Genomic DNA, 18,829 nt, shown 5'->3' with positions numbered 1-18,829 from the left:
AGCTCTCGACATGGCGACTAGGACCATCAGATCGACCGCGCACCGAAACGAGGATCTGCCGTGGTAGCGGCGCGGATCACGGTCAACGGGAAAGAAGTACCGCTCTCACCGTCCGCACCTCACACCACGGTGCTGGACTTTCTGCGCGAGCGCGGCCTCACCGGCACCAAGGAGGGCTGCGCCGAGGGTGAATGCGGAGCCTGTTCGGTCCTGGTGGCCCGTCCCGGGGTGGACAAGCCCACCGACTGGGTGGCGGTCAACGCCTGCCTGCTCCCGGCGGCGGCGCTCGACGGTCAGGAGATCGTCACCTCCGAGGGGCTCGCCACCGCCGGCGAGCCCGGCACCCCGCCCACGTTGCACCCGGTGCAGGAGGAGATGGCGGTCCGCGGCGGCTCCCAATGCGGTTACTGCACACCGGGATTCATCTGCAGCATGGCCGCCGAGTACTACCGGCCCGACCGCTGCGCGCACTCGCACGCAGACGCGGACTCGGCTGCCGAACCGGCTGCGGAACCAGCCGGGAGCGCCGGGAGCGCGGACTCCGAGCACGGTCCGAACGGCTTCGATCTGCACGCGCTGAGCGGAAACCTGTGCCGCTGCACCGGCTACCGCCCGATCCGCGACGCCGCGTTCGCCGTCGGTACGCCCACCGAGGACGACCTCCTGGCGCAGCGTCGCGAGCAGGCCCCGCCCGCACCGGTCGCCACCGCATACACCCACGACGGCAGCGCGTTCCTGCGGCCGGGCACCCTGTCCGAAGCGCTGGAGCTGCTGCGCGAGCGGCCCGACGCGGTGGTGGTCGCCGGAAGCACCGACTGGGGCGTGGAGGTGAACATCCGCTCGCGCCGGGCGGATTGTGTCGTGGCCGTCGACCGGCTGCCCGAACTGCGGGCGCTGCGGGTCGCATCCGACCACATCGAGATCGGGGCGGCACTGACGCTCACCGAGATCGAACGCCGCCTCGACGGCGGCGTCCCGCTGCTGGCAGAGCTGTTCCCGCAGTTCGCGTCCCGGCTCATCCGCAACAGTGCCACCCTCGGCGGCAATCTGGGTACCGGCTCCCCCATCGGCGACAGCCCGCCGGTGCTGCTGGCGCTGGAGGCATCGGTGGTGCTCGCCGACACCGACGGGGAGCGCGAGGTGCCCCTGTCCGACTACTTCACCGGTTACCGGCAGAGCGTGCGCCGCCGCGGCGAACTGATCCGCGCGGTGCGCATCCCGCTGCCGCTGTCACCGGTCACGGCCTTCCACAAGATCGCCAAGCGGCGCTTCGACGACATCTCCAGCGTGGCGGTCGCCTACGCACTCGACATCGAGGACGGCATCGTCCGCACGGCACGCATCGGCCTGGGCGGCGTGGCCGCCACCCCGATCCGCGCCCTCGCCACCGAGGCGGCCCTGGAGGGCAGGCCGTGGTCGGCGGAGACCGTCGAGGCCGCGGCCCTGGTGCTGCGGGCCCAGGGCACGCCGATGGACGACCACCGCGCCAGCGCCGAGTACCGCTCCGCGATGCTCGGCCAGAGCCTGCTGAAGCTGTACGCACGAACCACCGAGGCGGTGTCGTCATGAGCCAGTTGTCCGAGCGCCCCGATCAGCCCGTCGTCGGCGTTTCCATGCCGCACGAGAGCGCCCACCTGCACGTCACGGGCACCGCGCTCTACACCGACGACCTGGTCTCCCGTACCAAGGACGTGCTGCACGCCCACCCGGTCCAGGTCATGAAGGCCCACGGCCGGATCACGGCGCTGCGCACCGGGCCCGCGCTCGCCGTGCCCGGCGTGGTGCGCGTGCTGACCGGCGCCGACGTACCCGGCGTCAACGACGCCGGGATGAAGCACGACGAGCCGCTCTTCCCCGAAGAGGTCATGTTCCACGGCCACGCGGTCGCCTGGGTGCTCGGCGAGACACTGGAGTCGGCGCGGCTCGGAGCGGCCGCCGTCGAGGTGGAACTCGACGAACGGCCCTCCCTGATCACGCTCCAGGACGCGATCGCGGCCGGGAGTTTCCACGGCGCCCGGCCCGTGATGCTGACCGGCGACGTCGACGCCGGCTTCGACGACTCCGCCCACGTGTTCACCGGCGAGTTCCAGTTCTCCGACCAGGAACACTTCTATCTGGAGACGCACGCGGCGCTGGCCCTGATCGACGAGAACGGGCAGGTGTTCGTCCAGAGCAGCACCCAGCATCCTTCGGAGACCCAGGAGATCGTCGCGCACGTGCTCGGCCTGCACAGCCACGAGGTGACCGTGCAGTGCCTGCGCATGGGCGGCGGCTTCGGCGGCAAGGAGATGCAGCCGCACGGGTTCGCCGCCGTCGCCGCGCTCGGTGCCAAGCTGACCGGCCGCCCGGTCCGGGTACGGCTCAACCGCACCCAGGACCTGACCATGTCCGGCAAGCGGCACGGCTTCCACGCCACATGGAAGATCGGCTTCGACGCCGAGGACCGCATCCAGGCCCTGGACGCCACGCTGACGGCGGACGGCGGCTGGAGCCTGGACCTGTCGGAGCCGGTGGTGGCCCGCGCGCTGTGCCACATCGACAACACGTACTGGATTCCCAACGCCCGCATCGCCGGTCGCATCGCCAAGACCAACAAGGTCTCCAACACCGCCTTCCGCGGCTTCGGCGGACCGCAGGGCATGCTGGTGATCGAGGACATCATGGGCCGGTGCGCACCGCTGCTCGGCCTGGATCCCATGGAGTTGCGGGAGCGCAACTTCTACCGGGAGGGCCATGCGACGCCGTACGGTCAGCCGGTCACCCATCCCGAACGGATCTCCACCACCTGGCGTCAGGTCCAGGCCGACGCCGGCATCGCCGACCGCAAGCGCGAGATCGAGGCCTTCAACGCCGCGCACGCGGACACCAAGCGGGCGCTCGCGGTCACCGGCATCAAGTTCGGGATCTCGTTCAACCTCACCGCCTTCAACCAGGGCGGCGCGCTGGTGCTGATCTACAAGGACGGCTCGGTCCTGATCAACCACGGCGGCACCGAGATGGGCCAGGGCCTGCACACCAAGATGCTGCAGGTGGCCGCGACCACGCTGGGCATCCCGCTGCACAAAGTGCGGCTGGCCCCGACGCGCACCGACAAGGTGCCCAACACCTCGGCCACCGCCGCCAGTTCCGGCGCGGACCTCAACGGTGCGGCGGTGAAGAACGCCTGCGAGCAGTTGCGCGGGCGGCTGCTGGAGGTGGCCGGCACCCAGCTGGGTACGAACGCCTCGGACGTGCGCATCGTCGGGGGCGTCGCGCGCGCCCTCGGCAGCGGCGAGGAGCTGGCCTGGGACGACCTGGTGCGCACCGCGTACTTCCAGCGGGTCCAGTTGTCGGCGGCCGGCTTCTACCGGACCGAGGGCCTGCACTGGGACGCTAAGGCGTTCAAGGGCTCGCCGTTCAAGTACTTCTCGTACGGCGCGGCCGCGACCGAGGTGGAGGTGGACGGCTTCACCGGCGCGTACCGCATCCGTCGGGTGGACATCGTGCACGATGTCGGCGACAGCCTCTCCCCGATGATCGACATCGGTCAGGTCGAGGGTGGTTTCGTACAGGGCGCGGGCTGGCTGACGCTGGAGGACCTGCGCTGGGACACCGGTGACGGGCCGGACCGCGGCCGGCTGCTGACCCGGGCGGCGAGCACCTACAAGCTGCCGAGCTTTTCGGAGATGCCCGAGGAGTTCCACGTCAGGCTGCTGGAGAACGCCACCGAGGAGGGCGCGGTCTACGGGTCCAAGGCGGTGGGTGAGCCGCCGCTGATGCTGGCGTTCTCGGTACGGGAAGCGCTGCGGCAGGCCGCCGCCGCCTTCGGCCCCGCCGGAGTCAGCGTGGAGCTCGCCTCCCCCGCGACACCGGAGGCGGTGTACTGGGCGGTCGAGGCAGCCCGCAAAGCCGGCGCGCAGCGGGGCGGACACGCGCACAGCGGCGGCGAGGCCCCCACCGACGCGAGCGCTTTGAGCAATGCCTGACACGACCTGGGTGTCCGCGGTCGCGCGGTTGCGAGCCCGCCGGGAGCCCGGCGTGCTCGTGACCGTCGCGACCGTGCGCGGCCACGCGCCCCGCCGGGCCGGGGCCAAACTCGTGGTGGGCACGTCCGAAACCTGGGGTTCGATCGGCGGCGGCAACATCGAGGCCGTCGCCATCGATCGGGCCCGCGAGCTGATCGGCGCGCCCGATGCGGATGCGGAGCTGATGGAGTTCGCCCTCAACGACAAGGTCACCAGCCGACACGGCGTGCAGTGCTGCGGCGGAGCCGTCGGCGTACTGCTCGAACCGCTTCCGGTGGTCCAGGCGGTGGCGATCTTCGGCGTCGGGCACGTCGGGCTGGAGCTGGCGCGCATCCTGGCCCGCCACCACCTCGATCTGCACCTGATCGACACCCGTCCCGACGTGCTCGCCGACGAACGGCTCGGCGTGCTCTCGGATGCGGTGGCGCAGATCCACGTGCACCACGCACCGCTGCTTCCGGAGGAGGTGCTCGCGGAGCTGCCGCCCGGCAGCCACGTCCTGATCATGACCCACGATCACGCCGAGGACGCAGCACTGTGCGACGCCGCTCTGCGCACCGCGGGTCTCGGATCGATCGGGCTGATCGGCTCGGACGCGAAATGGGCCCGCTTCCGGCGGCGCCTGGCCACCGAGGGCGGCCACGACGAGGCCGCCATCGCCCGGATCAAGACCCCCATCGGAGTGCCGGGGATCAGCGGCAAGGAACCCGCCACGATCGCGGTGAGCGTCGCGGCGGACCTGCTGCGGACCTTCGAGCAGGACCGCACCCGGCCGGATCCGGAGGGGCTGGAGCCGGGCGCGTAGGAGGCGGAATCCGTGGGCTGCCGTACTCTCAGAACGCGGCGACGGCGCCGGCGTCCCGGAACCGTGCGGGATGCTGTCGCCGGTATTCCACCAGGGAGTGTGCCACGGCAGCGCCTTCGCCCACCGCGGCGCCGACCCGCTTGACCGAGCCCGAGCGGACGTCGCCGACGGCGAAGACGCCCGGCAGGCTGGTCTGCATCGGCAGGGCGTCGGGGCCGGCCCCGGTGCCGCTGCCGCTGCCGCTGCCGGTCAGTACGTAGCCGCGGGCGTCGAGGTCCAGGACACCGCCGAGCCAGTCCGTCGACGGACGGCCGCCGATCAGCACGTACAGGCACTGCGCGGAGACGGTGCGCTCCTCCCCGGAACGGTCGCGCAGCCGGAGCCCGGTGAGCGTCGTCTCGCCCAGGCATTCGGCCACCTCGGTGCCGAGCAGAACGTGCAGGCCCGGCGTCTTCTCGATGCGCTGGACCAGGTAGTTCGACATGGACGCGCCGAGATCGGCGCCTCGGACGAGCAGGGTGACGGAGCGGGCGTAGCGGGCGAAGTAGAGGGCGGCCTGCCCGGCGGAGTTGCCCGCGCCCACCATGTAGACGTCCTCGCCGGCCGCCGAGGGCGCGTCGGACAGGCAGGCGCCGTAGTACACCCCGGAGTTGAGCAGCCGGTCGACACCCGGGCTCGCCAGGCGGTTCCATTCCACCCCCGTGGCCACCACCACGGCGGCCGCCGAGACCGAGGCGGTCTCGTCCGTGCCCGCCTTGACGAATTCGACCGTGTGCCCGCCCGTGTCCAGGGGAACCAGCCGGGTGGCCACACGGGTCGGCTGCCATTCGACGCGGGCCCGGCGGGCCTGCTGCAGCGCGCGCTGTGCGAGATCGCCGCCGGTGAGTCCGACGGGGAAGCCGAGGTAGTTCTCGATCCGGGAGGTCGATCCGGCCTGTCCGCCGGGCGCGTCGTCCTCGATGACGACCACGCTCATGCCCTCTGCGGCGGCGTACACGGCCGTGGACAGTCCCCCGGGGCCGCCGCCGATGACCGCGACGTCGTAGCGCTCGTGCTCGGCCGACCGGATGAGGCCGAGCCGGTCGGCCAGTTCACTGAGCGGGGGATCGACCAGTTCGGTACCGTCGCCGAGCCTGACGGTCACCGGCGCGTCCCGCCTGCTCTCCTCGGGCACCCACCGGAAGATGACGCCGCTGCGCCCGAGGAAGTCACGGACCGCGTAAGCGGCCGGCGAGAAGCGGTACCCGCACACCTCGGCCGTGGGCAGGTCACCGCGGCGCTCGGCGTTCCAGGTGCAGAGGGAGTCGTCGAGGGCGGCCCGGAGACGCTCGGCCAGGCCGGTACCGCTCCCGTCCTTCCCGTCCGCCTCCCGGGCGCGGTCGACGACGGTGACGCAGGAGCCGGCCGGCGCGGAGCCGCCCTCGGCGAGCAACAGCCAGCGCGTGGCCGGGTGCTGTGCGGCGTACCGCCCGGGGTCCTCGTCCGTGACCACGGCGGGGACGGGCACGCCCAACCCGGCCAGGGAGCGCAGCGCCTGCTCCGCCTCGGGCAAGCCGCCGACCTGCACGACGCGGAAGTACGCCCGGTACCAGCGCTGTACCAGCTCGGCTGTCTCGTGTCGGCGGAGCGGATCGGGATCCGCGAGAAGGATCACCGGCAGCGCGGTCTCGGCCATGAAAGGTCCTCCCTGGGTGGGTTGATCGGTGAACTGCCCCCTCCACTCAACGAGCCGGTGATCATTGCGTGGCTGGCGAGGTGGCGAAGACTTCGCCGACCGGTTCCCACGGGCCCTGCCGGCCTGCACCCGCGGCAGAGGCGCGGGCAGCGGCGGCCTGGCCTTCGGAGCCGTCGCCGGGCGCCGTCGTCAGAGTCGTCCGAAGAACTGGTTGCCGCGCGCCGAGTGGTCCTGGCTCGTGTAGTACTCCTTCATCGCGGTGCTGATCTCCTCGCGGCTGAGCTGTCCGTCGCCGTCGCGATCGAGCACGCTGAACGCCTCGTCGAAGGTCTGGCGGGGCAGCCGGAACATGCCGTGCAGCAGGGAGGTGTACTCGTCACGGCTCAGCATCCCGTCGCCGTCGCGGTCACCGAGCTCGGTCCATGCGTTGCTCAGGTTCCTGATCCGGTCCCAGATCCTGTTCTGGTCGGTGACGATCCGCGCCCGGAACGCCGCGCGGTGCTCCTCCCGGTCGACGGCCCCGTCGCCGTTCCGGTCCATGGCGTGGAAGACGGTGTCCCAGAGATCGGCCAGGGAGTCCCTGAGCCCGGCCACGCAATCCGGTGCCACGCCCAGTGATTCCGCGAGCTTGTCCGAGACCGCCAGAACGTCCGATCGCTCCAGCCGCCCGTCGCGGTCCGCGTCGAAGACATCGAACGACCGGTCCAACTTCAGGTCCAGAATGCTCACGTCACGCCACCCTTTTCACTCTGTGCATCCATCTGACTACTCTGCGCCTGCACCAGGGATCATAGATCGCCCGCGGCCGGATCCGAGATCCCCCGGCCGGGCGATTCGGGCCGCGGTGCGCTCTGCCTCACACCCGGTCAGAACGGTTCCTCACGCGGTGTCTTGTGCCCGAAGCCCGGCAAACGGCATGAGCCACCATGACCGGCGAGGCTCGGTGTGACCGTAATTGAGGGGCCCCCGCACGAAGGTGACGGCCGTGACCGGCGATGCCGTGCGGCTCGCGGACGGCCGGGAGGCTTCGGAGCGCCTGCGCCACGAGCCCTGTCACCGGGCGGGCGGCTGCACCAGGCGTCCGGGTCGGCGGCCCCCCGGTCCGGTCCGGTCCGTGCCCGCCCGGGCGCTGAGCTCGACCGCCGACCTGCTGTCCCGCAGGGGGCCGTGATCCGCCCGGGCCCGGCACCGGTACCGTGGAGGGTCGTCCCCTCCCCCGTACGCCCGCCTGCCGCCGGCGGTGTGCCCGCCCGACAGGTCTGCCCGCCTTGCCCGATTCCGCTGTTTCCGTACCCGCCCGGCTGCGCTCCTTCCGTCCGTCCTGGCTGTCACCGAAGGTGCTGCGCACCGAGGTACTGGCCGGCCTGGTGGTCGCGCTGGCACTGATCCCGGAGGCGATCTCCTTCTCGATCATCGCCGGGGTGGACCCGGCGATCGGCCTGTTCGCCTCCTTCACCATGGCCGTCACGATCGCCGTCGTCGGTGGCCGGCCCGCGATGATCTCCGCCGCGACCGGGGCTGTGGCCCTGGTCATCGCCCCGCTCAACCGGGAGCACGGCTTCGGGTACCTGGTGGCCGCCGTCATCCTGGCCGGGGTGCTCCAGATCGTGCTGGGCGCGCTGGGCGTGGGCAGGCTGATGCGGTTCATCCCGCGCTCGGTGATGGTCGGCTTCGTCAACTCCCTCGCGATCCTGGTCTTCATGGCCCAGGTCCCGCAGTTGTGGAACGTGCCGTGGGCGGTGTACCCCCTCTTCGCGGCCGGTCTGGCGCTCATGGCCCTGTTCCCGAGGATCACCACCGCGGTCCCCGCTCCGCTGGTCTCGATCGTGATCCTCACGGTCATCACCGTGGCCGCGGGTATCGCCGTGCCGACCGTCGGCGACAAGGGTGAGCTGCCGTCCTCGCTGCCCGTTCCCGGACTGCCCGACGTCCCCTTCACGCTCGACACGCTGGCCACCGTCGCCCCGTACGCCTTCGCCATGGCACTCGTGGGGCTGATGGAGTCCCTGATGACGGCGCAGCTCGTCGACGAGATCACCGACACCCGCTCGTCGAAGACCCGGGAGGCCGTCGGACAGGGCATCGCGAACATCGTCACCGGCTTCCTCGGCGGCATGGGCGGTTGCGCCATGATCGGCCAGACCATGGTCAACGTGAAGGTCTCGGGCGCCCGGACCCGCCTGTCCACCTTCCTCGCCGGCGCGTTCCTGATGGTGCTGTGCATCGTCTTCGGCCCGGTCGTCTCCGACATCCCGATGGCCGCCCTGGTCGCCGTCATGGTCATGGTCTGCTTCGCGACCTTCGACTGGCACTCCGTCGCGCCCGGGACGCTGAAGCGGATGCCCGCGGGCGAGATCACCGTCATGGCCGTCACCGTGGCGTGCGTCGTGGCCACCCACAACCTCGCCGTCGGCGTGGTCACGGGGTCGGTCACCGCGATGGTCGTCTTCGCCAGGCGCGTCGCCCGGCTCGCCGACGTCACCGCGGTCACCGACCCCGACGGCAGCCAGGTCGTCTACGCCGTCACCGGCCAGCTGTTCTTCGCTTCCTCCAACGAAGTCGTCGGCCGCTTCGACTACGCCGGCGACCCCGACAGGATCGTGATCGACCTCTCCGCCGCCCACATCTGGGACGCCTCCTCGGTCGCGGCGCTCGATGCGATCGAGCACCGCTACGCCCGGCGCGGCAAGACCGTCGAGATCACGGGCCTCAACGGCCCCAGCGCCCGCCTGCACGAGTCCCTCAGCGGCGAACTCACCGCAGCGGGCTGACACCGGAACCGCGTACGGCGCCCGCCTCCCTCGCCCGGCGGCGGGCGCGTCAGACCCGTACGAGGGCCGCCGCCCCGAACGACACGTCGAACCGGTCGCACCAGATGCTGACGCTGGGGTACGCCGACCAGTCGACGTCCGCGGGCAGCGGGTAGTTCTGGTCGCCCTTGTTGCCCTTGAGCCGGGCGAGGTCGACGTACGCGCCGTCGTCGAAGACGCGCCAGCCGCCCGTGCCGCTCTTGACGGGTGCGTCGCTGAGGAGGACGTGCAGGTCGGGCCCGTTGCTCGTGTCCAGCCCCTCGATCCGCAGCGTGTGCGTGCCGTCGGCAAGACGGACGACCTTCACGGTGCCGGTCGTGCTGTGCTCGTGGCTGATGAAGGCTCCCTCGGCCACCGTGACGGGTCCGGCGGGCGGCCGGCCCGACGGAGCGGACGGGCTCGCGCCCGCCGGCGGCGCGGCCCCTGGCGTCGCCGGCGCGCTCACGGACGGCAGTGCCTCCCTCACCGTCGCGTCCACCCACAGGGCCCAGGGCTCGAACCACACCAGGCCGCCCGTCACGACCACCACGGCGATGGCGGCGGCCGCCCACCACGCCCTCTTCCTGCGGCGTTCCACGGCGCTCCCCCTTCGATCGGTACGGCTTCCGCTGTCATCCAACGCCCCGGCGGTGGTCCGCCGGAAGCCGTACCGGATGACGGAAGTCTTACGGCGCGGCGCGGCCGGACCCGTACGGCACGGGGTGTCCGTAGCGTGCCGGTCATGCGCGTACTCGTCACAGGCGGAGCCGGGTTCATCGGCTCGCACATCGTCACCGCACTCGCCGGGGCCCGGCACGAGCCGGTGGTCCTGGACTCCCTCCTGCCCGGCGCCCACCCGCTGGCCCCCGAACCGCCGGCCGCCGAGTTCCTCCAGGTCGACGTCAGGGACGCCACGGCGGTCAGGGCCGCCCTGCGCGGCGTCGACGCGGTGTGCCACCAGGCCGCCATGGTCGGCCTCGGCAAGGACTTCGCCGACGCCCCCGCGTACGTGGGCTGCAACGACCTCGGCACGGCGGTGCTGCTCGCGCAGATGGCCGGGGCGGGAGTAACCCGGCTGGTCCTCGCCGGGTCGATGGTCGTGTACGGGGAGGGCCGCTACGCGTGTCCCCGCCACGGGCTCGTCCGGCCCGGGGCCCGCCGTCCCGAGGACCTGGCCGCGGGGTGCTTCGAGCCGCGCTGCCCCGCGTGCGGCTCCGACCTCGTGCCGGGCCTGGTCGGCGAGGACGCCCCGGCCGACCCCCGGAACGTGTACGCGGCCACGAAGCTGGCCCAGGAGCACCTGGCGGCGGCCTGGGCGCGCGCGGTGGGCGGGACCGCGGTGTCGCTGCGCTACCACAACGTCTACGGCCCCGGGATGCCGCGCGACACCCCGTACGCCGGCGTGGCCTCCCTCTTCCGCTCGGCGCTCGCCCGAGGCGAGGCGCCCCGCGTCTTCGAGGACGGCGGTCAGCGCCGGGACTTCGTCCACGTGCGCGACGTGGCCGCCGCGAACGTCCTCGCCCTGGAGGCCGCCCGCGGTCTGCCGGCCGGCGCCCTCACCGCGTACAACGCCGGCAGCGGCGACCCGCACACGGTCGGTGAGATGGCGACGGCCCTGGCCCGGGCGCACGGCGGACCCGAGCCGGTGGTGACCGGCGAGTTCCGGCTCGGGGACGTCCGGCACATCACCGCCGACTCCTCCCGGCTGCGCAGGGACCTCGGCTGGCGGACGGAGGTCGGTTTCGCCGAGGGCATGGCCGAGTTCGCCCGCGCGGAACAGCGCGCCTCGGCGGCACTCGGCTGACCGGGCTCAGGGCCCGTACGACCCTGAACCGCCGGGCAGGCCCTGACCCGCCGCGGCGGGCAGGGTGACCTCGAAGCGGCAGCCGCCGGGCACGTTGCGCACCGCGGCGCTGCCCGCGTGGGCCTCGACGATGCCCCGGACGATCGCCAGACCGAGCCCCGCACCGGCCGGCGGGGTCCGGGCCTCGGTGCCGCGCCAGCCGGTGTCGAAGACCCGCGGCAGGTCCTCGTCGGGGATCCCGCCGCAGCCGTCGGTGACGGACAGCACCACGGCGCCGTCACGGCGTTCGGCCGCCACCGCGACCGTGCCGTCGGCCGGGGTGTGCCGGATCGCGTTGACAAGGAGGTTCGCCAGGACGCGGGTCATCTCCTTGCCGTCCACCTCGACGGGCACGGCCGCGACCTCCTCTCCCACCAACCGCACCCCGTGCTCGCGGGCGAGCGGGTCGGCGCCGCTCAGCGCATCGCCCACCAGGTCGTACACGGAGACGCGGCTCGGGCTGAGCGCGAGCGCGCCGGCATGGATGCGGGACAGTTCGAACAGGTCGGTGACCATGGCGGTGAGGCGTTCCACCTCGGTGCGGATCTGCCGGTGGTAGCGGGCGGGATCGGTCGCCATGCCGTCCTCCAGGGCCTCCGCCATGGCCCGGAGTCCGGCGAGCGGGGTGCGCAGGTCGTGGGAGATCCAGGCGACGAGCTCCCGGCGGGAGGCCTCCAGGGAGCGCTCGCGCGCCCGGGACGCTTCGAGTTTGGCGCTGGTGGCTGCCAGTTCGCGGGTGAGGGCGGCGAGTTCGGCGGTGGCCGCCCCATCGGGGGCAAGGAAGCTGCCGCCGTCGCCGAAGTCACGCGCGGCCCGGGCGAGGGCACGGCTGCGGGCCACCACCCAGCGGCCCAGGACGAGGGCCGTGCCGAGCGAGACGAGGGCCGCCATCGCCACGACGACCGTCACCACCCACAGGTCGTGCGCGGACAGGAACATCGCCCGGGCGACGGCGAGCGTCCCGGCGAGCATGGCGGTCACCGTGACGGACGCGACGACCGTCAGGGAGACCGCGACGGACCGGTGCCGTACGAGACGCAGTACGACCGCTCCGGCCGCTCCGGCGCAGACGGCGCCGGCCAGGGCGAACGCGGCGATGAGGAGCAGGTCCTTCACGCCGCCCCCTCCTCGCGGCCCGCTTCGAAGCGGTAGCCGACGCCCCATACCGTCTGGATCAGGGTGGGCCGGGCCGGGTCGTCCTCGATCTTCGACCGCAGCCGGCGGACGTGCACCGTGACGGTGGACAGGTCGCCGAAGTCCCAGCCCCACACCCTCCGCATCAGGTCCTCCCTGGTGTGCGCCGTCCCGGGGTGCTCCAGGAAGTACGCCAGCAGGTCGAACTCCCGCACGGTGAGGGCGAGGGCGGTGCCCTGCCGGGTGGCCCTGCGGGTGGCGGGGTCGAGGACGAGGTCCCCGGCCCCCAGCACCGGCCGGGCGCCGGCCCCGGCCGCCGACCGGCTCCGGCGCAGTACGGACTCCACCCGCAGCACCAGTTCGCGCGGGCTGAACGGCTTGGTGACGTAGTCGTCCGCGCCGACCTCCAGGCCGGTGATCCGGTCCTCCTCGTCGCCGCGCGCGGTCAGCATGATCACCGGGACGGGCCCGCCGGCACGCAGCCGCCGGCACACCTCCAGACCGTCCGGGCCCGGCAGCATCAGGTCGAGGACGACGAGGGCCGGCCGGCGTTCCGCGGCCCGCCGCAGGGCGTCGGTGCCGTCGGCGGCGTGCTCGACGGCGAATCCGGCCCGCTCCAGGTAGCCGGTGACCACCTCGGCCACCGTCGGATCGTCGTCCACCACCAGGATCCGTGCCCGGTCCGCCGGTCCAGTGCTCTCGCTCATGCGGCACAGCCTCGCACCCGCGCCGCTCGCCGGCCACGGCGGCCCGGGGGCGCCCCGGGTGACGTCCGCGTTTCGTAAGGACTTCCGGGCCCCCCATCCGCCCCGCGCTTCCTACGGTGGGTGCCGTGACCCCCGTGACCGTAGACCTCGTCCTTCCCTGCCTCGACGAAGCCGAGGCCCTGCCCTGGGTGCTCGCCCGCGTCCCCGCCGGATGGCGGGCCATCGTCGTGGACAACGGCTCCACCGACGGATCGGCCGCGCTCGCGGCCGGCCTCGGTGCCACCGTCGTCCACGAACCCCGGCGCGGCTTCGGCTCCGCCTGCCACGCCGGACTGCTCGCCGCCGACGCCGAGTTCGTCTGCTTCTGCGACTGCGACGCGACGCTCGACCCCGGCCTGCTGACGGACTTCGTCGAAACGGTGGCGGAAGGCCGGGCGGACCTCGTCCTGGGGCGGCGCCGTCCCGCCGGGCGCGGGACCTGGCCCGCCCACGCCCGGGCCGGGAACCTGGCCCTGTCCTGGCTGCTGCACCGGCGCACCGGGCTGCGGCTGCGCGACCTCGGTCCGATGCGGGCCGCCCGCCGCGAGGCCCTCCTCGGCCTCGGCCTCACCGACCGGCGCAGCGGCTACCCCCTCCAGATGGTGGTCCGGGCCGCCGACGCGGGCTGGCGGGTGAGCGAGGTCGACGTGCCGTACCTGCCCCGGTCGGGCCGGTCCAAGGTCACCGGCACCTGGAGGGGGACCTGGCAGGCGGTGCACGACATGCGCGCCGTCCTCGACGAGCCACCGCTCGCGCCGACCGGCGGTGTCCGTCCGTGACCACCCTCCTCGTCATCGCCAAACAGCCGCTGCCGGGCCGGGTGAAGACCCGGCTGACCCCTCCGTTCACCCCGCAGGAAGCGGCCTCCCTCGCCGAGGCGGCCCTCGCCGACACCCTCGCCGCCGCGGCCCGGACGCCGGCCTCGCGGCACGTGCTGGTCCTCGACGGGGAGCCCGGTCCCTGGCTGGCACCCGGATTCGAGGTCGTCCCCCAGACGGCGGGCGGGCTCGACGAGCGGCTCGCCGCCGCGTTCGCGGCCTGCTCGGGGCCCGCCCTGCTCATCGGCATGGACACGCCGCAGGTCACCCCGGAGCTGCTGGCTCCCGCCCTCCGCTGGGACGGGCACGGCGCCTGGTTCGGACCCGCCGCGGACGGCGGCTTCTGGGCCCTCGGACTCGCCGCCCCCGACCCCGCCCTCCTGCTCGGCGTACCGATGTCGCGCCCCGACACCGGCGCCGTCCAGTACGGGCGGCTGCGCGCGGCCGGGCTGCGCGTCGGCGCCCTCCCTGAGTTGCGTGACGTCGACACCGCCGAGGACGCACGGCAGGTGGCCGCGCAGGCGCCCGGCACCCGGTTCGCGGTCCGCCACGCCGAGCTGACGGCCGCGGTGTCGGGGGCGGGCGCGTGACGGCGGCGACGGCCTGGCGCTCCGACCCGTACACCGACGCGCTGCGGGCCGGCCGGGGCCCGCTCTTCCTGCGCCGCGACGACGGGTGGCTGCTGCCCTTGGAGGTCGAGCGCTGGTGCGAGGCGCCCGACGAGGCCGACCGGTCCGTCCTGGAGCGCTGCCGGGGCGCCGTCCTCGACGTCGGCTGCGGCCCGGGGCGGCTCGTCGCCGCCCTCGCCGCCCAGGGCCGGCGCGTGCTGGGCATCGACGTCAGCCCGGAGGCGGTGGCCCACACCGTACGGCTGGGCGGGACGGCCCTGTGCCGTTCGGTGTTCGCCCCGCTGCCCGCGGAGGGCCGCTGGGACACGGTCCTGCTGATCGACGGGAACATCGGGATCGGCGGCGACCCCGCCGCCCTGCTGCGGCGGCTGCGGGGGGTCGCCTCGTCCGCCGGGGCCGTGATCGCCGAGTGCGCGCCGGTGGACGTCGACGAACGCTGCGAGGTACGGGTCGACGACGGCCGGAACAACAGCGGGGCGCCGTTCCCCTGGGCGCGGGTGGGCACGCGGGCCCTGACCGTGCACGCCGGCCGGGCCGGCTGGAGGGTGTCCGCGCCGTGGACGGTGGCGGGCCGCCCCTTCCTCACCCTCGTGCCTCAGCCGTCCCCGGCCGTGCGCCCCTGACCCCGGTCGGGCTCGGCGGCACGCCTGCGAGGCCGCGCCCGCCACCGCCGTACGCCGTCCTTCCACCGCCGTACGAGGTCCTTGCGCCGCCGTACGAGGTACAGCGCGCCCGTGACACCGGCCACCACCCCCAGCACGATCGCCAGGTTGCGTCCGTACGGAAGGGGCAGCGCCGACGGGTTGGGCGGCGCCCCCGGCCGTACGAGCAGCGGCAGCGTCACCAGCACCACGCTGCCGGCCGCCAGCAACGCGCCCCGCAGCAAGCCCCGTTGGCGCCGTCCGACCAGCAGCAGCCCCACGGCGAGGACGAGCGGCGCGAGGATCCCGTCGTGCAGGACGAGCGCCCCCGCCAGCCACACCAGCACCCCCGGCGGGTCCGGCTCCGCCGCCACCAGCCACGCCCCGAGGCCGATGAGGACGAGCCCGAGCCCGCCGACGGCGTGGCGCAGCACCTGCATGCCCTTCACAGCACCTCCAGCCGGTGGACCCACTTGGTCTGCAGCACCCCCGGCCGGCCGGGGGCGATGATCCGCGCCGGGAAGCCGTGGTCCAGGGAGAGGGTCTGCCCGTTCAGCGTGAGCGCGAGGAGGGTGAGCGGGTCGTCGGCGTACGCGGCACCCATCTCCATCACCCGGTAGGCGCCGCCGACCTCCAGCGAGGTCACCCGCAGCGCCGCCGTTCCCGGCCGTCCGCCGGCCCGGGCAAGGAGCTCGCGCACCCGCACCCCGGCCCAGTCGGCGTCGACGCTCCAGCCCTCGACGCAGGCGATCGGCAGCCGGACGCCGACCTGCGGCATCGCCCGGAGAGCGGCCGGCGTGAGCGTGTACGGCCGCGGGCCGACGACCTCCAGGCGCCACTCCCCCAGGCGGGCCGCCGACACTCCGGCCGCCTCGGCGGTCCGGTTGACCGGCAGCTTCTGCGGGCCGTGGTCCGGGTGCCGGGGCGCGAGCAGGTCGATCGCCTTCAGCGGGGTGAAGGCCTGACCGGCCGTCGTCAGCGTCACCACGCCGATCGCGCCGCCCGTGGCGAGGAGCAGCGAGCGCCGGTCGACGGCGTCTTCTCCGGGCAGCGCGCGCGTCCCCGCCGATCGCCGACCCCAATGTGCCCTGATCTCCGGGGTCTTGACCGCGATGTGCAGCAGGACCGAGCCGGTCGCCACCCAGGCGACCGCGAAGTGCACCGGAACGAACGAGAAGGGCCACGGATACCACTCGACGATGTTCAGCAGCCCCGTGAAGAGTTCGAAGACGGCCGCGGCCACCAGCACCGCGACGGACAGGCGCTCCAGGGCGTGCCGCACCGACCGGACCGGCGGCCACGCGAACAGCCGCGGGTACACCGCCCACAGCTTGACCAGGAGCAGCACGATCGCCGCGAGGCCCGCGGCGACGTGCAGGCCCTGGGTGAAGGCGTACCCCCACACCGGCCGTACGGGCAGCCGGTCCGCGAGCCAGGCGGGCGGACGCTGGAGGTAGTGGCTGATGAGCCCGGTCGCGAAGCAGACGGCGAAGGCGACGCCGAGCCACCGGCCGACGGCCGTCGCCGTGCGGGCGTCGTGCAGCCGGCCGCGGAAGGCCGGCGGCCGGACTGCGGGCAGCGGGGGGCGTCGCCCGGGCAAGCGGAAGGTCATGCCGTCCATGACACCGCCGCGGCGGGCCCCGTGGGCGGTCCGACACCTTACGAAACCCGAACGCTCCGACGGGTCGCCTGCCCGCCGGCCGCGCGCACTGCCAGGCTGCGCCCATGCCCCGTACCCGTACCCGGACCCGCCGCTGCGCCGTCCTCCTCACGTCGCTGCTGCTCGCCGCCCTGACCGCCGCGCTCGCGGCCCTGCTGGGTGCGAACGCGACCGGCGTCGGCTTCCTGGCCGGGTACGCGGTCCCCTGGGTGCTGTTCGCCGCGGCCGTGCTCGCCCTGCGCCGGGTCCCCGCCCGCGCCGCGGTGCCCCTGGTCCTCGCCGGGGCGGTCGCGGTCGCGGCCACCGGTCTGGTGACGCCGCCGCGCACCAGCACGGACTCCTACCGGTACGCGTGGGACGGCCGGGTGCAGGCCGTCGGCCTCTCCCCGTACGACCACGCCCCCGCCGACACCGCCCTCGCCGGGCTGCGCGATCCCTGGCTCTTCCCCGACCGCTCCGTCTGCACGCGCGGCCGTGACCTCTCCCCGCTCGCCGACGGCCGGTGCACCAGGATCAACCGGCCCGCCGTCCACACCATCTATCCGCCGGCCGCCGAGGGCTGGTTCCTCCTCGTCCACGCCGCCTCGCCGCCCGGTGTCCGCCACAAGGCCCTCCAGGCCGGTGGCGCCCTCCTCTCCCTGGCCGTCACCGGGCTGCTGCTCCTCGTGCTGCGCCGCCGGGGCGATCCGCGTCGCGCGGCCTGGTGGGCCTGGTGTCCGGCCGTTCCCGTGGAGGCGGTGAACAACGCCCATGTGGACGTCCTCGCCGTCCTGTTGTCGGTCGCCGCGCTCGTCGTGGTGGTCCGGTGGCGCGCGGCGGGCGGAGCGCTGCTCGGGCTGGCGATCGCGGCGAAGCTGCTTCCCGTGCTGCTGGTGCCGGGCGCGCTGTCGGGCGTACGGCGGCCGCGCGCGGCGCTCGCGGTCCTGGGACCCGCGGCCGCCACGGTCGCGGCCGTGTACCTGCCGTACGTCCTGCTCTCGCGCGGCTCGGTCCTCGGCTACCTGGGCGGCTACGCCCAGGAGGAGGGGTACGACGACGCGGGCGCGGGCGGCCGGTACGCCCTGTTGCGGCTGGTGCTCCCCGACGCCTGGGCGCTGCCCGCCGCCCTGCTCGGTTGTGCCGTGGTGTCGGTCCTGGTGATCGTGCACGGAGACTCCGAACGTCCCTGGCAGGGTGCGCTGGTGACCGCGGGAACGGCTTTCCTGCTGCTGACCCCCGGCTACTCCTGGTACGCACTGCTGCTCGTCGCGATGGTGGCGCTCGACGGCCGCTGGGAATGGCTCGGCATCGCCTGCGCCGGCGCGGTCGCCTACCTCGCCGGTCCGGTGGCGGGCGCGGCGGCGTACGGCGCGGCGGCGCTCGCGGTGTGCGCGGGCGCCTGGAAGCGGCGGCCCCTTCTCGCCCCGGTGCGGTGACCCGCGCCGCGAACGAGACCGGGGTCTCCCGCCCGTACTCCGGCGGCACCGTGGACCCGAGGTTCCAACGGGGGTCCCGAGGGAGCAGACGTGGTACTAGCGCGCGGCCAGCCGCTCCATCAGGGCCGCGCTGCGCGCGAGCAACTCCCGCTCGGCTTCCGTGAGTTCGGTCTCGATGGCCAGGGCCAGCCATCCGGCCCTGCGGCCGCGCTCCGCTTCCAGCGCGGCCCGGCCGGCGTCCGACAGTTCGAGCAAGGTCTTGCGGCCGTCCGTGGGGTGGGCCCTGCGGGTGACCAGGCCCTGTTCCAGGAGGAGGCCGACCGCGCGGGCCATCGACTGCGGGCGTACGCCCTGATCGGTCGCGAGGTCGCTGGTGGTCATGGCGCCCTCGCGCTCCAGGACTCCGAGCACGGCGACGTATCCGTGCGGGATCCGGTCCTCGTGCTTCACGTGCCGGACGCTGAGCGCGGCGGCGGGGTGTCCGTGCGGGATCCGGTCCTCGTGCTTCGCGCGCCGGGTGAGCTTGGCCATCGCGGTGCGCAGTTCGGTGGCGAGGGTGGCGGCTTCCGGGGTGGTCATAGGGCACTTTAACCCGGAACCGCCGCTGTGCAGCAGAACTGAACAGTGAAACTGAACAGCAGAACTGTTCAGCATTGCTGTAGAGTTTCGC

17 protein-coding genes are annotated in these 18,829 nt (G+C 73.7%); 9 read left to right on the top strand and 8 right to left on the bottom strand.

What is annotated here, in order from left to right; genetic code table 11:
- Positions 1 to 60 precede the first annotated feature (60 nt).
- The 3 genes from ABZ128_RS04300 to xdhC are packed head-to-tail and all read left to right on the top strand — an operon-like array spanning position 61 to position 4,809.
- Complete coding sequence (locus ABZ128_RS04300) at positions 61 to 1,569, top strand: FAD binding domain-containing protein (RefSeq protein ID WP_356845948.1); 1,509 nt, start codon at positions 61 to 63, stop codon at positions 1,567 to 1,569.
- Positions 1,566 to 3,965 (top strand): xanthine dehydrogenase molybdopterin binding subunit, encoded by a 2,400-nt coding sequence (gene xdhB, locus ABZ128_RS04295; protein WP_356845947.1) that lies wholly within the window; start codon positions 1,566 to 1,568, stop codon positions 3,963 to 3,965. Before ABZ128_RS04300 ends, xdhB begins: the two co-directional genes overlap by 4 nt.
- Positions 3,958 to 4,809 carry a xanthine dehydrogenase accessory protein XdhC gene (gene xdhC / locus ABZ128_RS04290; protein WP_356845946.1) on the top strand — a complete coding sequence of 284 codons (852 nt, stop codon included), beginning with the start codon at positions 3,958 to 3,960 and terminating at the stop codon, positions 4,807 to 4,809. Before xdhB ends, xdhC begins: the two co-directional genes overlap by 8 nt.
- 28 nt (positions 4,810 to 4,837) lie before the next feature.
- On the opposite strand, the gene ABZ128_RS04285 is transcribed toward xdhC, so the two are convergent.
- Both ABZ128_RS04285 and ABZ128_RS04280 read right to left on the bottom strand, forming a co-directional pair.
- The gene (locus tag ABZ128_RS04285; RefSeq protein WP_356845945.1) at positions 4,838 to 6,484 is read right to left on the bottom strand and encodes an NAD(P)/FAD-dependent oxidoreductase; all 1,647 of its coding nucleotides are present in this window, start codon (positions 6,482 to 6,484) and stop codon (positions 4,838 to 4,840) included.
- Between the two features lie 189 nt (positions 6,485 to 6,673).
- On the bottom strand, positions 6,674 to 7,213 hold the full coding sequence (locus ABZ128_RS04280) for an EF-hand domain-containing protein (RefSeq protein WP_356845944.1): 540 nt from the start codon (positions 7,211 to 7,213) through the stop codon (positions 6,674 to 6,676).
- A 539-nt stretch (positions 7,214 to 7,752) separates the two neighbouring features.
- Between ABZ128_RS04280 and ABZ128_RS04275 the strand changes: the two genes are divergently transcribed.
- Complete coding sequence (locus ABZ128_RS04275; protein WP_356845943.1) at positions 7,753 to 9,255, top strand: SulP family inorganic anion transporter; 1,503 nt, start codon at positions 7,753 to 7,755, stop codon at positions 9,253 to 9,255.
- A 49-nt stretch (positions 9,256 to 9,304) separates the two neighbouring features.
- On the opposite strand, the gene ABZ128_RS04270 is transcribed toward ABZ128_RS04275, so the two are convergent.
- Positions 9,305 to 9,829, bottom strand: a complete 525-nt coding sequence (locus ABZ128_RS04270) for a DM13 domain-containing protein (protein ID WP_356845981.1) — start codon at positions 9,827 to 9,829, stop codon at positions 9,305 to 9,307.
- Positions 9,830 to 10,015: 186 nt separating this feature from the next.
- On the opposite strand from ABZ128_RS04270, the gene ABZ128_RS04265 reads away from it, so the two are divergent.
- Positions 10,016 to 11,077 (top strand): NAD-dependent epimerase/dehydratase family protein, encoded by a 1,062-nt coding sequence (locus ABZ128_RS04265; protein ID WP_356845942.1) that lies wholly within the window; start codon positions 10,016 to 10,018, stop codon positions 11,075 to 11,077.
- Positions 11,078 to 11,083: 6 nt separating this feature from the next.
- Here ABZ128_RS04265 and ABZ128_RS04260 read toward each other — a convergent pair whose 3' ends face one another.
- Both ABZ128_RS04260 and ABZ128_RS04255 read right to left on the bottom strand, forming a co-directional pair.
- The gene (locus ABZ128_RS04260) at positions 11,084 to 12,232 is read right to left on the bottom strand and encodes a HAMP domain-containing sensor histidine kinase (protein WP_356845941.1); all 1,149 of its coding nucleotides are present in this window, start codon (positions 12,230 to 12,232) and stop codon (positions 11,084 to 11,086) included.
- On the bottom strand, positions 12,229 to 12,957 hold the full coding sequence (locus ABZ128_RS04255) for a response regulator transcription factor (protein WP_356845940.1): 729 nt from the start codon (positions 12,955 to 12,957) through the stop codon (positions 12,229 to 12,231). Before ABZ128_RS04255 ends, ABZ128_RS04260 begins: the two co-directional genes overlap by 4 nt.
- Positions 12,958 to 13,073: 116 nt before the next feature.
- Between ABZ128_RS04255 and ABZ128_RS04250 the strand changes: the two genes are divergently transcribed.
- The 3 genes from ABZ128_RS04250 to ABZ128_RS04240 are packed head-to-tail and all read left to right on the top strand — an operon-like array spanning position 13,074 to position 15,066.
- A complete protein-coding gene (locus ABZ128_RS04250) occupies positions 13,074 to 13,775 on the top strand; it encodes a glycosyltransferase family 2 protein (protein WP_356845939.1) in 702 nt (233 codons plus the stop codon).
- Positions 13,772 to 14,404 carry a DUF2064 domain-containing protein gene (locus ABZ128_RS04245; protein ID WP_356845938.1) on the top strand — a complete coding sequence of 211 codons (633 nt, stop codon included), beginning with the start codon at positions 13,772 to 13,774 and terminating at the stop codon, positions 14,402 to 14,404. Before ABZ128_RS04250 ends, ABZ128_RS04245 begins: the two co-directional genes overlap by 4 nt.
- On the top strand, positions 14,401 to 15,066 hold the full coding sequence (locus ABZ128_RS04240; protein ID WP_356845937.1) for a methyltransferase domain-containing protein: 666 nt from the start codon (positions 14,401 to 14,403) through the stop codon (positions 15,064 to 15,066). Before ABZ128_RS04245 ends, ABZ128_RS04240 begins: the two co-directional genes overlap by 4 nt.
- On the opposite strand, the gene ABZ128_RS04235 is transcribed toward ABZ128_RS04240, so the two are convergent.
- Both ABZ128_RS04235 and ABZ128_RS04230 read right to left on the bottom strand, forming a co-directional pair.
- A complete protein-coding gene (locus ABZ128_RS04235; RefSeq protein WP_356845980.1) occupies positions 15,039 to 15,524 on the bottom strand; it encodes a hypothetical protein in 486 nt (161 codons plus the stop codon). The two genes, ABZ128_RS04240 and ABZ128_RS04235, sit on opposite strands and share 28 nt — an antisense overlap.
- Positions 15,525 to 15,529: 5 nt before the next feature.
- Entirely contained in the window at positions 15,530 to 16,696 is a 1,167-nt protein-coding gene (locus ABZ128_RS04230) for a molybdopterin-dependent oxidoreductase (RefSeq protein WP_356845936.1), read from the bottom strand.
- A gap of 113 nt (positions 16,697 to 16,809) precedes the next feature.
- Here ABZ128_RS04230 and ABZ128_RS04225 point away from each other — a divergent pair, with 113 nt between their 5' ends.
- Positions 16,810 to 18,159, top strand: coding sequence for a glycosyltransferase 87 family protein (locus tag ABZ128_RS04225; RefSeq protein ID WP_356845935.1), 1,350 nt, complete (start codon positions 16,810 to 16,812; stop codon positions 18,157 to 18,159).
- A 96-nt stretch (positions 18,160 to 18,255) separates the two neighbouring features.
- Here the strand turns inward: ABZ128_RS04225 and ABZ128_RS04220 are convergent, their stop codons facing one another.
- Positions 18,256 to 18,738: a MarR family transcriptional regulator gene (locus tag ABZ128_RS04220; RefSeq protein WP_356845934.1), complete on the bottom strand. Its 483-nt coding sequence runs from the start codon at positions 18,736 to 18,738 to the stop codon at positions 18,256 to 18,258.
- Positions 18,739 to 18,829 lie beyond the last annotated feature (91 nt).

Source organism: Streptomyces sp. NPDC006326, assembly GCF_040612915.1.
In the GTDB taxonomy this organism is placed as follows: Bacteria; Actinomycetota; Actinomycetes; order Streptomycetales; family Streptomycetaceae; genus Streptomyces.
This window is presented reverse-complemented; position numbering and strand designations above follow the sequence as displayed.

Bases quoted from the DNA above. Each gene is read 5' to 3' on its own strand.
- xdhB (WP_356845947.1), top strand. From the start codon at position 1,566: ATGAGCCAGTTGTCCGAGCGCCCCGATCAGCCCGTCGTCGGCGTTTCC.
- xdhC (WP_356845946.1), top strand. From the start codon at position 3,958: ATGCCTGACACGACCTGGGTGTCCGCGGTCGCGCGGTTGCGAGCCCGC.
- ABZ128_RS04285 (WP_356845945.1), bottom strand. From the start codon at position 6,484: ATGGCCGAGACCGCGCTGCCGGTGATCCTTCTCGCGGATCCCGATCCG.
- ABZ128_RS04265 (WP_356845942.1), top strand. From the start codon at position 10,016: ATGCGCGTACTCGTCACAGGCGGAGCCGGGTTCATCGGCTCGCACATC.
- ABZ128_RS04255 (WP_356845940.1), bottom strand. From the start codon at position 12,957: ATGAGCGAGAGCACTGGACCGGCGGACCGGGCACGGATCCTGGTGGTG.
- ABZ128_RS04235 (WP_356845980.1), bottom strand. From the start codon at position 15,524: ATGCAGGTGCTGCGCCACGCCGTCGGCGGGCTCGGGCTCGTCCTCATC.
- ABZ128_RS04230 (WP_356845936.1), bottom strand. From the start codon at position 16,696: ATGACCTTCCGCTTGCCCGGGCGACGCCCCCCGCTGCCCGCAGTCCGG.
- ABZ128_RS04225 (WP_356845935.1), top strand. From the start codon at position 16,810: ATGCCCCGTACCCGTACCCGGACCCGCCGCTGCGCCGTCCTCCTCACG.
- ABZ128_RS04220 (WP_356845934.1), bottom strand. From the start codon at position 18,738: ATGACCACCCCGGAAGCCGCCACCCTCGCCACCGAACTGCGCACCGCG.